General features: G+C 47.4%; 14 protein-coding genes and 1 pseudogene. 7 read left to right on the top strand and 8 right to left on the bottom strand.

Annotated elements, in window-relative coordinates:
• Positions 1-4 precede the first annotated feature (4 nt).
• Positions 5-547, bottom strand: a complete 543-nt coding sequence (locus tag E1757_RS29875) for a GbsR/MarR family transcriptional regulator (protein WP_133235163.1) — start codon at positions 545-547, stop codon at positions 5-7.
• Between the two features lie 231 nt (positions 548-778).
• Here E1757_RS29875 and E1757_RS29870 point away from each other — a divergent pair, with 231 nt between their 5' ends.
• The 5 genes and pseudogenes from E1757_RS29870 (at position 779) to E1757_RS29845 (ending at position 7480) form a co-directional block, all read left to right on the top strand.
• Positions 779-1657 carry a TetR/AcrR family transcriptional regulator gene (locus E1757_RS29870; RefSeq protein ID WP_133235161.1) on the top strand — a complete coding sequence of 293 codons (879 nt, stop codon included), beginning with the start codon at positions 779-781 and terminating at the stop codon, positions 1655-1657.
• Positions 1658-1929: 272 nt separating this feature from the next.
• The gene (locus E1757_RS29865) at positions 1930-3423 is read left to right on the top strand and encodes an oligosaccharide flippase family protein (protein WP_133235159.1); all 1494 of its coding nucleotides are present in this window, start codon (positions 1930-1932) and stop codon (positions 3421-3423) included.
• 676 nt (positions 3424-4099) lie between these two features.
• Positions 4100-5028, top strand: a pseudogene (locus E1757_RS37350) (transposase); the annotation flags it as partial.
• Between the two features lie 993 nt (positions 5029-6021).
• Positions 6022-6978, top strand: coding sequence for a sigma-70 family RNA polymerase sigma factor (locus E1757_RS29850; protein WP_133235155.1), 957 nt, complete (start codon positions 6022-6024; stop codon positions 6976-6978).
• A 76-nt stretch (positions 6979-7054) separates the two neighbouring features.
• Positions 7055-7480, top strand: a complete 426-nt coding sequence (locus E1757_RS29845; protein ID WP_133235153.1) for an SRPBCC family protein — start codon at positions 7055-7057, stop codon at positions 7478-7480.
• A gap of 199 nt (positions 7481-7679) precedes the next feature.
• Here the strand turns inward: E1757_RS29845 and E1757_RS29840 are convergent, their stop codons facing one another.
• The 3 genes from E1757_RS29840 to E1757_RS29830 form a co-directional block, all read right to left on the bottom strand.
• Positions 7680-8096 carry a hypothetical protein gene (locus tag E1757_RS29840; protein WP_165972356.1) on the bottom strand — a complete coding sequence of 139 codons (417 nt, stop codon included), beginning with the start codon at positions 8094-8096 and terminating at the stop codon, positions 7680-7682.
• Positions 8093-8428 (bottom strand): hypothetical protein, encoded by a 336-nt coding sequence (locus E1757_RS29835; RefSeq protein WP_133235149.1) that lies wholly within the window; start codon positions 8426-8428, stop codon positions 8093-8095. The genes E1757_RS29840 and E1757_RS29835 overlap by 4 nt, the downstream gene beginning before the upstream one ends.
• Before the next feature lie 217 nt (positions 8429-8645).
• Positions 8646-9062 (bottom strand): VOC family protein, encoded by a 417-nt coding sequence (locus E1757_RS29830; RefSeq protein WP_133235147.1) that lies wholly within the window; start codon positions 9060-9062, stop codon positions 8646-8648.
• A gap of 269 nt (positions 9063-9331) precedes the next feature.
• Here E1757_RS29830 and E1757_RS29825 point away from each other — a divergent pair, with 269 nt between their 5' ends.
• Positions 9332-9778 carry a hypothetical protein gene (locus E1757_RS29825; protein WP_133235145.1) on the top strand — a complete coding sequence of 149 codons (447 nt, stop codon included), beginning with the start codon at positions 9332-9334 and terminating at the stop codon, positions 9776-9778.
• Between the two features lie 226 nt (positions 9779-10004).
• Here the strand turns inward: E1757_RS29825 and E1757_RS29820 are convergent, their stop codons facing one another.
• On the bottom strand, positions 10005-10526 hold the full coding sequence (locus E1757_RS29820) for a GNAT family N-acetyltransferase (RefSeq protein WP_133235143.1): 522 nt from the start codon (positions 10524-10526) through the stop codon (positions 10005-10007).
• A gap of 132 nt (positions 10527-10658) precedes the next feature.
• Here E1757_RS29820 and E1757_RS29815 point away from each other — a divergent pair, with 132 nt between their 5' ends.
• On the top strand, positions 10659-11516 hold the full coding sequence (locus tag E1757_RS29815; protein WP_133235141.1) for a LysR family transcriptional regulator: 858 nt from the start codon (positions 10659-10661) through the stop codon (positions 11514-11516).
• Between the two features lie 174 nt (positions 11517-11690).
• Here the strand turns inward: E1757_RS29815 and wrbA are convergent, their stop codons facing one another.
• From wrbA to E1757_RS29805, 3 genes are all read right to left on the bottom strand, one after another.
• The gene (gene wrbA, locus E1757_RS29810; RefSeq protein WP_133235139.1) at positions 11691-12305 is read right to left on the bottom strand and encodes an NAD(P)H:quinone oxidoreductase; all 615 of its coding nucleotides are present in this window, start codon (positions 12303-12305) and stop codon (positions 11691-11693) included.
• 173 nt (positions 12306-12478) lie between these two features.
• Positions 12479-12643 (bottom strand): hypothetical protein, encoded by a 165-nt coding sequence (locus E1757_RS36030; RefSeq protein WP_165972355.1) that lies wholly within the window; start codon positions 12641-12643, stop codon positions 12479-12481.
• Between the two features lie 84 nt (positions 12644-12727).
• Positions 12728-13606 carry a carbohydrate ABC transporter permease gene (locus tag E1757_RS29805; RefSeq protein WP_133235137.1) on the bottom strand — a complete coding sequence of 293 codons (879 nt, stop codon included), beginning with the start codon at positions 13604-13606 and terminating at the stop codon, positions 12728-12730.
• Positions 13607-13621: the final 15 nt, after the last annotated feature.

Raw genomic sequence — 13621 nt, 5'->3', positions numbered from 1 at the left:
CGACTCACATCACATGCCGTTTCATCTGCCACTCTTCATTCAAGTCGCTCATCCGGGAGATGAACAATTCACACAGCAAAGAGATTTCTTTAAACCGCTGCAGCACGAGCGAATAAGCTTCCTCGTCCTTGGGCGATACTTCGCATACTTCCGGAAATCCCGCCAATGCACCGTCGATTGCCTGCTGCAAAGATTTCATTTTGCCCGCATATGCGCTTACTACGTTATCGCCGAATGCATCGGATATGTAGTAGTAATCTTTCCTGTCGTTCTGGACGGGAACTTTATAGCATAGATGCCGCAGCTCCATAGTGCGGATTTGAACGCTGACGGCCGCCTTGGAAACAGATAGCGCCTCGGCCATCTCCTGCAGGCTGAGCGGTTCCGGAGAAAACAGCAGCAATGTGTAAATTTTGCCGACAAGAGGGCTAAACCCTTCACTTTCCAGGTGAAGAGAAAAAAAGTTGCTTATAAACAGCTTCATTTCGTTTAGCGAGTTATACATGGATGCATCGAAATCTCCCCCCATTAATCTCATCGCCATCATTAATAACTACCTTAAACTTGCATCTAAAGCGTTCTGACTGACTGGTCATTCTAAAAGTAATATAAGCAATTCTTCATTCTAAATCAACATATTTTTTTATTATAAATAAGTTTCATTTGTCATTTTTGACCAGTCAGTCACATAATTGACATAAACGAATTCCGAGGTTACAATGGCTGTAAAACGGCCGTTGTCCAAGGAACGGACCTAGAAGACACGGGGTGTGCCGGTATGAACGATAAAAAACTGCAAATCATCAGGGCCGCCATCAAGCTGTTCGGAGCCCGCGATTATCACACGACCTCGGTTCAAGATATTGTCAGTTTGGCCGGGGTGTCCAAGGGTGCCTTCTACCTTCATTTTCATTCCAAGGAAGAGCTGCTGATTGCGGTATTCACCCATTATATGGACTGGCTGCGCAGCCAGTTGAGCAAGACGCAATCGGATCAGGCGCTTACGGCGCGGGAGAAGCTCATCAAAGCTGTTGAGTTCAACTACCAATATATTATGGGAGATCAGGACTTTCTCTCCATGCATTTGAAAGGCTTTTCTTTCCTGAACAGCTCGGTGAAAGAGCTTATGATCGCCAATTCGATGGAATCGACCCGCTGGATGGAGCAGCGGATTCTCGAGCTTTACGGGCCGGCCATCGAGGAGCATTCGTTTGATTGCGCCAATCTGCTTAACGGTATGCTGCGGGAATATTTTTTTTATTTTGTCATCTACGGATTGCCCATCGAAATTCGGCAGCTTTCGGAATATTTGATGAACCGGCTGGACGATATCGTCCACGGCATCATGAGCCGGCCGACGATTCCGATCCTGACTTCATCGTTCGTATTTCCGGATCAAAATCCGGTTTTAACCAAAGAAACATGGATTGAAAAAGCCCATTCCATCCGCGACTGGATTGAAGCTCATGCCGGCGATTCGAAAGCGGCCGAAGTGATGCTGCAATCGCTCGACGCCGTCATTCAGGAAGTAAACAAGGAGCAGCCGAACGATATTATCATTAAAGGCATGCATAGTTACATGATTTCATTGGCCCAATGCGATCCTGACATTACGGCGAGGCTGGAAGCTTTGTTCAACGAACAGGGAGCGGTATAGGCTTTAGTCTGAGGGAGACTATCCTCCCAAAGGTCATTTTTGGATTTTCCACTCTGATATGAATTTGCTGTAAAAAGCCGCTTCTATCTCCACTTCTATAGTGGTGTTGGAGGCGGCTTGCATATTTTGGGGGACTGTATCACCGGTTGATCCCCGTATGGGACAGCCGATGTTGCAGATATGCACATACAACAACAAAATAAGTTCATTGAAAATCCGCAGCGGGCTTGTTACGATAAAGCGGTGATTTCAACGAAGAAGGTGATCGTACCATGCAGTTGGCCGGACCGCTCAGTCTGAAGCAAACGAAACGTTTCCTGCTGCGAAGCGTTTCGATCATTGTGCTCGGCCTCTTTGTCAATCAGCTGCTGCAAACTGCAGGAAGCATCGTCCTTGCCCGCGTCTTGAACGATCCCGGCAAATTCGGCGAGGTAAATTTGCTGCTGCAGGTGTTCGGGATGGTCACGCTGTTTCTCAACGTCGGCTTTACCTCCTCGCTCGTGTATACATTTTCGACAAATGCGGAGGAAGCGATCCGGATGAAATTCCGGTTGGCGTTGGCGGGCAGCGTGTTTTTTGCGGTTGTCCTGAGCTTGCTGCTTGCGGCTCTGGCGCCTTTCCTGTCGAATGCATACAAGCTGCCGGAATTAAAAGGCGCCCTGATCATAAGCTCGATCATGCTCGTGTTCAATTCGATCATTAATATTGGAGTGGCCTGCTTCTCCGGAAACCGCGAATTCAGGACGCAGGCTTTTTTTATGGTCATCTCGACGGCTTTTTCCACGCTGGGAACGATTGTCGGCGTCATGTGGCCATTGGGACCGCGCGCTTTCCTGTGGGGCGTGTCCTTCTGGATGGGAATCGGTGCGGTGCTGGCGGCGCTTTTTATCGGGTGGAAGGTGCAGCGCGTGCACCGGCCCCGCTGGTTCGGCCCTTTCTCATTCGACGTACTGTGGGAAATGATGCGCTACGGCGTCCCGCTCTGGGCGGGCAGCATCGCGAAGGCGTTCCAGCAGCCCTTCATGGTCATGATGATCGGCTCCAGCTCGGTCATTGCCGTCGGGTATTTGGCCAATGCGATCCGCATTACCGGATTTATCGGCATCGTCACATGGGCATTCATGATCGTTACGTTTCCGTTCGTCGCGGAAAGCTCGCGGGATTTGGAGGAAAGCAAGCGACGGGGCACGCTCTGCATCCGTTATAACAACCTGATCTTATATCCGCTCACTTTGATCATTTGCTTGTTCCCGAACCAAATAAATAGCTACTTGTTCGGGGACAGCTATACGGCGGACGATTCGGCCGCTTATATCCGGCTGCTCGCGCTAGGGGTATTTTTCTCGTCGGTCGGACGGCTGGGCGGTAATATTTTGGCGGGAATCGGCAGAACGAAAGCGAATTTCTGGGTAATGGTCGTTGCCGGCATTTTCGTCGTTACCGTCGTGCCCTTTATTGCATCGCAAAATCCCGTCTTGTCGGTATGGATCTATACCGGCGGCTGGGCGCTTTCTGCGGTTTCCATGATCTGGTTCTTTTATTTGGAGCAGTTTCCGCTCGATTGGTGGAAGGCTTACGGGGAGCCGCTGCTGCCAACGCTGGCCATGGGGCTGCTGATTGGAATCGGCCGCTATACCGGGCCGTTTATGGCCTGCTTCGTCATCATCGGTATAGCCGCCCTGCTGGCGTTGACGGTTCTCATAGAGGCCAAGCCGTCCGGTATTGCCGGCCTCCGGCCCTCTCGGCATAAGCAGCGGGACATGTGACATGGGACAGGACTGCTTACGCAGTTAGTTCATACCAAAATTTACTATGTACAGCATCTTAGTGCTTCATAGTTCAAACTAAAAACTACATGCTACTATCGTAGGAGCCTAGATTGAATAATGGAAATTTAATTTTCTAATTGTTTATGGTTTAATATAAATGAACCAGTTTTACCCCTGTCTACAACGTGTAGCCTCAAAGGACTTCTGAATAAAGTTTACGGAAAACTGGTTCAATTTCCTATGTATGTAGTGCAGGAAATCATAGTATAGATGTTGAACTATAATTTGTGCAGTGACCTCTAGGGAAGCCACCGTCTTAGGTATGGAGCCGGCTAATTAAATACCTGGACTTCTATTATAGATTTGGGGCATTCCATTTAATGGCACTGCACCCTTACCCCAATTTTCAAACCAAACTTGCCATGACCAGGCAAGTTTTATTTTTTATTAAGAACCTTATAGGAGGAAAAATAGACCATTTTGTCGAAACAAAGAATCTTTATAGAAGAAAATGCAGTAACCCTTGAAATAATTGGGGCATATCATGACCTCTTTGTATAATGTGGGTTTTACTGCACTATCGTTAAATCCTGACATGCTACATTGGGCCCTTAGGAGCTCTAAAGAAAACTTGGATAGATAGTGCTTAACTGCAACAATCTTTGAAGGATTTATGAACAATCAAATTTCCATTGAAGTTGAAAAGCACAAATCAGAAATTAATAAATGGTATCAATTTTATGTGGGTTTAGACATCGGTGCAGATTTTCATGTTGCTGCTTGTATTCCCTTTGAAAAATTCCGTAATGAAAAGGAATGGAAACGGCAAAAGACTATGAAGTTTTACTCCGATGATAAAGGAATTATTGATTTCCTAACACAGTTAGGGAACATACGAGAAGGTTTTGGATTAGATCCATCGGACTTTTTTATTTTGTTAGAGCCCACTGGTGGTCATTACTCGTATTTAGTGATGAAAGTTCTTTTGGATGAAGGGTATACGATTAGTAAAACCTGCGACCCCTACACAGATTCTTTTTCGAACTTTAACGAGGGATAGATGGCTTCTTTCTACTCAATTAACTAGAAGGAAGAACCAGATACAACAGCTTTTTTCAGTTACGAATCCTGAGCTAAAGCGAACATTTAAAAAGCCTGGCTCAACAACTGTTATGAAATTAGTTTTGCAGTACCCATCAGCAAAAGACATGTCTCAAGCAACACAAGAAGAGCTACTGAAAGCTCTTATTTCTGTTGGAGCCAAAACGATAGCGACGAAGGCTTCAGCAACTTTAAGTGAATATTTACCGCACACCTTAGCCGTCCAAGTACCACATTTAATTGAGAGACAAACATGGCTTTATCGAGGAAGCCCTTCGAATTGAAGAAGCAATCGGAAGCATCGATAAACAAATTTCGGTTTTATTACATGGAGATAAGGATACACAGATCCCTCCTCATCCCTACACTGCTTTACTTAAGTCGTTTCCAATTATGAGTGATGTAATGGCTTGTTCATTAATTGGTGCTATTGGTGATGTTGAACGGTTTTCAAATTATCTTGAATTTAAAAAGTACTTAGGCGTCGCTGCTGAAAATAAAAACATCAGGAATTTCCGTCTCAAAATCTATATAAGTTGAACGAAAGAAACCCGCGTGCGTGTAAAGCAGCAGAACATACATTATCCAGCAGATGATCCTGCTCCAGCGAAACGAAATTCCTACAATAATGCAGGCTTTTTTATCGAAATGACTTGTTAATAAGGAAATTCCTGCAAATATGCAGGTGTTCTCACGGATTAGGGACCAATAAGAAGCGGAAGCGGAGAAAACATGCAGTTTCTCAGGAATTTAATCACGCGAATTGATGAGCAGAAGAAAAGATGTACAATGGCAGTTTTTCCTATCATCCTTTCACAATCGTTGCTTTGGAATAAATCCTTTCCAATGAAACGAAACCATTAGTTCAACATATATAGACAAACATATGAAGGTGTAAGGGATACTCGTCGAATTCTATTTTTAATGGTACTGGTGCTCATATCGCCTAATACAAAATCAAACCTATTTAAACATTATTATGATCGTTTGGTTAAAGGCCGGGGAATGAGTAAACGAAAAGCTATTGGTCATGTATGTGGTAAAATCGCACAGGTGATGTATCTTGTTTGAAAAATAATCAAATGTATGATCCAGTCTTACATGCCAAACATCTGGGTGTCCCTTGGGATGAAAAATGCTTGGACATAAGAATGCCCAAAACGTTGATGAATTAGAATCTAAAGCAGCCGAGTTTTCTGAAGAAATTGTGTAAACTTTACAACAAGAAGACGGCATACCGGATACTACTCGGATACAGTTTTCTCAACTAACAAGCAGGATAGCTCCAGTATTCAGAACCTGGCTTGAGGTATTGCGAATTATTTCTAAAGTATAGACAAGGGTTAATTTATTGGTTATTGAATTATTAGTACGATCGTGCTAATTTTTATCCATGAGTACCAAATCCTGCCTATTTATTCGGATTGAGGCTGTCCGCTTCATTGCATATAATGAAGGTACCACCCTTCGGGGAGATTGTTAAGGGAGGCCGCGATGAACGAGACCGCATTTGACGAACCATTATTTGCAAGCTTGAAGCCGGGCTTAACCTCGTTCTGTTACCGAATGCTAGGCTCCATGGACGATGCGGACGATGCCGTTCAGGAGACGAGTATTCGGGTCTGGCAGAGTTGGAGCACGTTCAGACAGGATTCCTCGTTCAAAACTTGGGTCTATCGGATTGCCTCCAACCTGTGCTTGGACAAGCTGAGACAATCCAAACGCCGCGCGCTTCCCGTTGACCTGTTCGATCCGGCCGTCGCCATCGTCGAGCCGCGCGACACGCTGCCGGACTCTGCCTGGATCTGGCCGTCTCCCGACTTTGGGGGCAATCCGGAGGATCGGCTCGTCCGCAGAGATACCCTTCGACTGTGCTTCATCGCTCTCCTGCAGACCTTGCCTCCGCGGCAGCGCGCGGTACTCATTTTGAAGGATGTATTTGAATGGTCCTCCAAACAGATCGCGGAAACGTTGGCGATGTCGCCGGCAGCGGTGAACAGCGCCTTGCAAAGAGCCCGAGAGACGATGGACCGGGCGCAGCTTCGCTCGGATGAGCTCAGCAGCATGGACGTTCAACCGGAGCAGCTGCTGCTGTCCCGGTATGTGGAGGCCTTCGAGCAATTCGATATTGCTGCGCTCGTCGCGTTGTTCCACGAGGAAGGCTGCATGTCGATGCCGCCCTTCGAGATGTGGATCCGCGGCAAGGAAGATTTGTCCGCCTTCTATTCGCTTACTCGTTGGCATTGCGAAGGTTCGCGATTTGTGCCCATTACGGTGAATGGCGGTTATCCGGCGTTGGCCCAGTATATGCCGGGCAAAGAGGACTCTGGCCTGGTACCCTGGGGCATCCACGTCATCGAAACCAAAGAAAATCAAATCCTGCACGTTCAAAACTTCATTCATGCGCCATTATTTTCGCGATTTGGGCTGCCTGAGCGAATTGACCGATGAATTTCGTCATTGGCTTACGTCTATATTATTGAGAATAACCAAACGACGAATATCATGAGAGAGGTGTCTATTTAAAATGGAAATGAGTCAACCGACGAAAGTAACCGTGCAAGCCGTTATTCAAGCCCCAGTCGAGAAGGTATGGCGCTATTGGACCGAGCCGGATCACATCACGAAGTGGAATCAAGCGTCCGAGGACTGGCATGCGCCGAGAGCCGAAAACGATCTGCGGGTCGGCGGCAAGTTTCAGACACGGATGGAAGCGAAGGATGGCAGCATGGGCTTTGATTTTGGCGGCGTCTACGATGTCGTGAATCGGCATGAGGCGATCGGCTACACCATGGAAGACGGAAGAAGAGTGGATGTTGCTTTCGTCGATCAAGGGAATGAGACGAAGGTCATTGAAACGTTCGACGCGGAAAGCACCAATCCCGTCGAGTTCCAGCAAGCAGGCTGGCAAGCGATCATGGACAATTTCAAAGCCTATACCGAACAAAACTAATCATCGCGAAGAAGACGCCAGGGAAGATGCCCGGCGTCATTAAGTTTAGTTTAATAGCAAGACCGGGAATAATAATGGAATGCGAAACGGCATGGGGAAAAGCCTCTGTGCCGTTTGTTTTTTCTGCATTCAAGGAAAAAAGGGTACAGCAAACAAAACAGATGGAGTACCCGTTTTAAAAAAGTTCATTTGAACCGATTTATACTACTCTGTAGACGAAGCTAACAGCTGATTTATAGCGAATTTTTCGCGTGTTCTTCTGCCCCTGGCGAATGGGTCGAATCGGCAAAATATTTTTACGAATCAGCGCTTCAACATCGGGCGGGGGTTCATCGTCCCGTGAGCGCAGAAAATGTCTACAAACGTGAACGGTAACCGTGAAGTTGACTTGGTATTGGTGTCGTTTATCCATTTGGGAAATGACTACGTGCGAGGTAATCATTTCAGCGAAATTGTTGTAACCTTCATACCCTCGATCGGCAATAACAATGGTTTTGCTTTTGATGGGGGAACGGTCAACCATTGCTGCCAGTGCCCTTCCCTCGCTGCATAACCTTAGTGGCTGAACCATGGCATCCACGTAAATTCTATTGCACAAATCATAAGCTGCGTTCAAATGCGTAAGGTTATATCCTTTTGTGTTCGGTTGCGTTTGAAAATAGGTATCCGTGTCCGCAGGGTCAGTTGCGAAATGCAAATCCGAACCGTTTGTTGGATAAAAGCAGACGTGGTTGCGGTGTTTACGTCATAGCCCTGCGAGTCCAGGAGCTCCTTGAATATGCTGTTGCCGCCCATCGAGACCAGGAGTTGCATAACTGTTTCAAAGGGCAGTTTTCTCTCCCGGGTAAAATCTTTCCCCGGGTTTTTAACATAATGAGCTGGTTCGGCTGACATTTCTCGTATGAGGGATGTCAGCTTTTGTTTTAGTGAGCTTGCGAATTCATTCATTGGCAAAACCTCCTCGTTTTTCAAGGGGCTTCACCACACATTTCCACCTACTTGTCAAGTCTTTTTCACTTTTTCGCACAAAAAAAGAGCGGGCTATCTTTTCGATAACCTGCTCTTGTACTTGATTTTAAGCCACGCACCTTAACTTAATGACATTGGGGAAGATGCCCGGCGTCTTTCTTTTTGAACCCTAGTACGAGCGTGCTCTCCGTTAGCCCTAACCTTGTGCCGCATCCATGTTCATGTAGTTAATGGCCCACAGATGGCCGTCCAAGTCCACGAAGCCCCAATGATACATGAACCCATGATATTCAGGTTCTGCGTGCAATTTCCCGCCCAAGGAGACCGCGGTATTCACGATTTCATCGACCTTTTCCCGGCTCTCGAAGGCCAATGCGATCGTCATCTGCGCATACTTGCTCGTATCGACGGATTCCTTCTCCGTGAGCGTATTAAAGAATGCTTGATTAATCAGCATGACCTGCAGGTTGTCGCCGATCACGATGGCTACCGAATTCTCGTTCTCGGGGAATTGCGGGTTGAGCTCGAATCCGAGTCCGGTGAAGAACGCTTTCGATTGTTCTACGTTTTTTACAGGCAGGTTGAAGCTCGTGAATGCGGACGTTAATGCCATTTTCAAAACACCTCTTCGTCAAATTAGTTTGTGTTCATTTATGCCTTCGTTTATATAGACGACAGCCGATCCGGGAGTTCATCGGTCTCATGGATTCGGAAGCGTAAATTTTGAAAAATAACTTGGTATTGAGTTCGGATACCCGCCATTCCCGTAAGGTTGCTTATTCTTATTGCGCAGGGATAAAGATTGAACCTCTCTAAAAAGGAATTCGTCTGAATATATGACAATTAAAGGGTGGGTATCGAGTGACGGAATGAGGGAACGGTATGGAAATTAATGGTAAAACCGAAGTACGAAAGAAAAAGTTCGAAACCGTCGCCATTTCAGAAGGAGAATCTGGACTTTTACATAGAAATCAACGCGGACAATCGGATCCCACGCTTAAGTATTTGGATTCCGAGGAGGTCGGCTACGACGGAATCGAGTTGATGTATCAGAAGGAGATGCGGGGGCTTAACGGTTATAAATCCTATCAAGTCGACAGCATGAGCCGGATCGTCGGCGACATGAAGCTCACCGCGCAGCAAGCCATTCTCGATCAGATCGCGACAACCCGGTTAATTACACAGCCTGCTGGCGAGATCCTGCAGGCTGTTCAGCTAACGGAAATCGATAGTTTAACAACAATGCATGCTGCCGCAAAATTAGTGGCAGCATGCATTGTTGATTTCGGAAATTCTAAGAAACTTTACATGTTCTTATGTATGTTTTAATTAGAACGTTTATTTGAAAAATTGGAAATCATATAGCTTTAAACGGCATGCTAGCATTTGTTATCTTTGATCTTAAGAACTACACTACATTGTAGACTGGATATCAAGATCTAAATATAAAAATCAGATAAAAAAAGGGGATTCGCGTATTAGTCATGACTGATATGTGAATCCCCTTTTTCTTGTTCCACTATCGTTCCCGGGTAGCTTAGTTCTTCGTCCATCCTCAGCCGTTCGGTTCAAGTAGCTTGTAATAAAGAACCGTCGCATCCAGATTTCCGTTTGCCGATCTCGCGTAGAACGGGATTGTTCCCGCCTGTTGATATCCGATAGAACGATACAACGAGTTTGACGGGTCTCCTTCCCGCGTATCGAGCACGAGCAATGTACGGCCTTCGCTCCATGCTGCCGCTTCCGCCGTATGCATAAGCACACGACCAACTCCCGTTCTCCTGTTTTGTGGCCGCGTCATCAATTTGGCAATTTCCGCGCGATGGCTGCCGTTCGGCTTACCGCAGAGATGGAGCTGCACAGTACCTACCACGCGTTCATGCAGCACGGCAATCCATAACCTTATGTCCGGATTCAAGAGGTTAGCCCAATAGTCCTGAGCCTCACGATGCAAGAGCGGCGGTAAGAAGCCGAGTGAAGCTTCGTCTTCTACCAGCTGTACGAGTAGGTCTGCAAGATCCTCGATATAATCGTCAATGGTGTTCACTTGTTCAATTTGTAACAACTCATCCTTCATTAATTATGACCCCCCATACCCAAGTTTCCCTGGCAATAAATATATTGCAAGAATAGTATAGTTTGCCTAGAATGATTTGTATAACAAATCTTAAGCGTTACAGTAATAAATAAATCGAATCGAGGAATGCGAATGGACCTGTCTCATTTGGAGGCGTTTATTGCGGTTTGCCAAACCCTCAACTTCACCACGGCCGCCAAACATATGCACATCTCCCAATCCGCTATGACGGCGAGAATTCAGGCGTTGGAACAAACCGTTGGTAAGCGACTGTTTGATCGCGACAATCGAACCGTCAGGCTGACGCGATCTGGCATCGCTTTTCTACCCTACGCTGAACGTATGCTCCAGCTCTTTCAGGAGAGTAAACTGTCGCTGTCCGAACAATATCGGGAACATATCGTGGTGAGCGGCCCTGGCTCCGTATGGCACTACCGTTACTTGAATCGGATTCTTGACTTCAGAAGCAAAAATCCGCATGTCGCCGTCAAATTTTTAAGCTATCTCGACCCAAGTTATATGATTCGTGATTTGCTGCTTGACGGGACTGTCAACCTTGCGATCAAGCTTGATCCGTCCGATCATCCAGGTATCTCGAAACGGTTGCTTTTCGAAGACGAATTTATCCTTGTATCTGCTGACGGATCGACCGAGCTTCGCGAGCCCGATTTTTCCGAGCCGACCTATTGTCACATCGATTGGGGCAAACCCTTCACGGAATGGTTCGCCTCCCTTGTTAAGCCGGGTTTTATTCCAGCTCTTCAAACCGACCATTCGTCCATTATGCTGACGATGCTGTTGAGCAACGCTGTTTTCGGTTTTTTGCCAAAATCGATTGCCGATCCGTATCTCCAATCGAACAGGCTGCATCGAATCCCGCTGCCTGTCGAGTCACCAATTATCAAGGGATATGCCTGTTATTTGACCGAGAAGCGCGAGCAACTCCACGTTAGGATGGCGTTGGAACTGCTCGGGGCCGATGCAACTTGATCTCGACTTGGTGATATCATTTCAATTGTTATTAGATTATTCTGTATTGCGTTGGCAACGGATAACACAATACAACAAAAGCAGCGGCAGTTTAAGACTTACGATTCTGGCCTATCGCCGCTACTTTTATCGTGACACTCTGAAACTTATTCTTTGTGGGGCGGACGTGTTCCGTCAGCTGCCCTTTCCGCTCTTCACCCATCCGGCTACGGTTACCGTGCGCTTGGCCTGGTGCATAACCGCGCCCTTCACGTCCTCGATCATCTTGCCGTCCTGCCCGATCGTAACGCTCGTACCGTACGGATTGCCGCCGGCTGCGAAGGTGACCGGATCCGTATAGCCCGGAGATGCAATGATGGCTCCCCAATGATACATCGTAGTATAGAGCGAAAGGATCGTTTGTTCTTGTCCGCCATGCGGATTTTGCGCCGATGTCATGGCACTGACCACTTTATCGACCAGCTTACCCTGGAACCACAACCCCCCGGTCGTATCGAAAAACTGCTTCATTTGTGCGGCCATATTGCCGAAACGGGTCGGCACGCTGAAAATGATCGCATCGGCCCACTCCACATCCGCCAAAGACACAACCGGAACGTTTTGGGTCGCCTCTACATGCGCCTTCCATACCGGGTTGGAATCGATCGCCGCCTGGGGCGCATGCTCCGGAACCTTAAGTAATCTAACCTGCGCACCGGCGTTTTTTCCGCCCTCGGCCGCCCATTGGGCAAGCTGGTAATTGGAGCCCGTGGCGCTGTAATAAATAATTGCCAAATTAACGTTGGACATTGTTGGCTCTCCTATCGGGAACGTATCCCATAATTTTCATTCCGCTTTATTATTTGAGAGCAATTCCACAATTATGCATATATAAAAGTCAACGTGATCCTCATATATGAGCCGCGCATCATTTCCCGAGAAATAATAAAAAAAATAAACAGCGGGAGTCCGCTGCTTATCGTTCATTTCGTATCGAGATCTTTGCGGTCTTCGAGTCCGTCCATCTGATCCGGAAACAAGGTCCGGACGAAATCGGCGGCATGCGCCTGCTGCTGCATCCACTGTTCGACATCGGTCATCTCGGCGTTGACCGGAGCCCGATCGGGCTTTTTACGTTTTGCGACCATGATTTTACCTCCTGCCCGTATTTCGTTACCCGGTTAGTTTCAGCCCCGGCTGCCATATTTATGTACCGGGCCGTCGGAGGCTTGCTAGCCTTTGACCGAGCCGATCATGACGCCTTTGGCAAAATGCTTTTGTAAAAACGGATAAACGACGAGGATCGGCAGGATCGACAAGATGATGGAAGCCGAACGAACCGTTTCGGACGGGGGCGAAGCATCCCCGAGCGACGCCTCCATCCCCGCGGTTTTAGCGCTATTGTCTAGCACCAGCGATTTGACGAGCACCTGGAGCGTCCATTTTTTAGAGTCCGTCAAATACAGCAGCGCATTAAAATACGTATTCCAATGCGATACCGCAAAAAACAGCACAAAAGCGGCCAGCGCCGGCTTGGACAGCGGAATAATGATTTTGAAAAAGACGCCGAGATCGGTACAGCCGTCGATTTTGGCCGACTCGATCACTTCGGTGGGCAGCGAATCCATAAAGCTTTTTACGACGATCAAGCTCCAGGCATTCGTAAGCGAGGGAAGGATAAGCGCCCAGTATGAGTTCATCAGCCCAAGCTGCTTGACGAGCATGAAGCTCGGAATGATGCCCGCACTGAACACGAGCGAAAATACGACAAGCCCGTAAATCCATCTGCGATGGGGCAGTCTCCGCTCCGTCAGCCCGTAAGCCATTGTGAACGTGAATACAATATTCAGCAGCGTGCCTGCGGCCGTAATGAAAATGGTGCTCTGCAGCGCGTTTTCAAAGCTGTTGGAGGACAAAATGTACGAGTAGGCGCCAAGCGACCATTTTGCGGGAATGAGCTGCAGCGCGTAAGGAACGTAAACGGACCGGTGCGTCAACGACACGCTCAGCACATACAGAAACGGAAACAGGCACATGGCCGAAATGATCGTCAGCAGCGTATAATTGACCGCGTCGAAGACGGTTAATTTTTTCCTGTGGATAAAGCTCATTTGAATTCACTCCTC

Source organism: Paenibacillus piri (assembly GCF_004354045.1).
In the GTDB taxonomy this organism is placed as follows: domain Bacteria; phylum Bacillota; class Bacilli; order Paenibacillales; family NBRC-103111; genus Paenibacillus_S; species Paenibacillus_S piri.
This window is presented reverse-complemented; position numbering and strand designations above follow the sequence as displayed.

Excerpts from the sequence above, each read along its gene's own strand:
- E1757_RS29875 (WP_133235163.1), bottom strand. The coding sequence starts at position 547 with ATGATGGCGATGAGATTAATGGGGGGAGATTTCGATGCATCCATGTAT.
- E1757_RS29870 (WP_133235161.1), top strand. The coding sequence starts at position 779 with ATGAACGATAAAAAACTGCAAATCATCAGGGCCGCCATCAAGCTGTTC.
- E1757_RS29865 (WP_133235159.1), top strand. The coding sequence starts at position 1,930 with ATGCAGTTGGCCGGACCGCTCAGTCTGAAGCAAACGAAACGTTTCCTG.
- E1757_RS29850 (WP_133235155.1), top strand. The coding sequence starts at position 6,022 with ATGAACGAGACCGCATTTGACGAACCATTATTTGCAAGCTTGAAGCCG.
- E1757_RS29845 (WP_133235153.1), top strand. The coding sequence starts at position 7,055 with ATGGAAATGAGTCAACCGACGAAAGTAACCGTGCAAGCCGTTATTCAA.
- E1757_RS29835 (WP_133235149.1), bottom strand. The coding sequence starts at position 8,428 with ATGAATGAATTCGCAAGCTCACTAAAACAAAAGCTGACATCCCTCATA.
- E1757_RS29830 (WP_133235147.1), bottom strand. The coding sequence starts at position 9,062 with ATGGCATTAACGTCCGCATTCACGAGCTTCAACCTGCCTGTAAAAAAC.
- E1757_RS29825 (WP_133235145.1), top strand. The coding sequence starts at position 9,332 with ATGGAAATTAATGGTAAAACCGAAGTACGAAAGAAAAAGTTCGAAACC.
- E1757_RS29820 (WP_133235143.1), bottom strand. The coding sequence starts at position 10,526 with ATGAAGGATGAGTTGTTACAAATTGAACAAGTGAACACCATTGACGAT.
- E1757_RS29815 (WP_133235141.1), top strand. The coding sequence starts at position 10,659 with ATGGACCTGTCTCATTTGGAGGCGTTTATTGCGGTTTGCCAAACCCTC.
- wrbA (WP_133235139.1), bottom strand. The coding sequence starts at position 12,305 with ATGTCCAACGTTAATTTGGCAATTATTTATTACAGCGCCACGGGCTCC.
- E1757_RS36030 (WP_165972355.1), bottom strand. The coding sequence starts at position 12,643 with ATGGTCGCAAAACGTAAAAAGCCCGATCGGGCTCCGGTCAACGCCGAG.
- E1757_RS29805 (WP_133235137.1), bottom strand. The coding sequence starts at position 13,606 with ATGAGCTTTATCCACAGGAAAAAATTAACCGTCTTCGACGCGGTCAAT.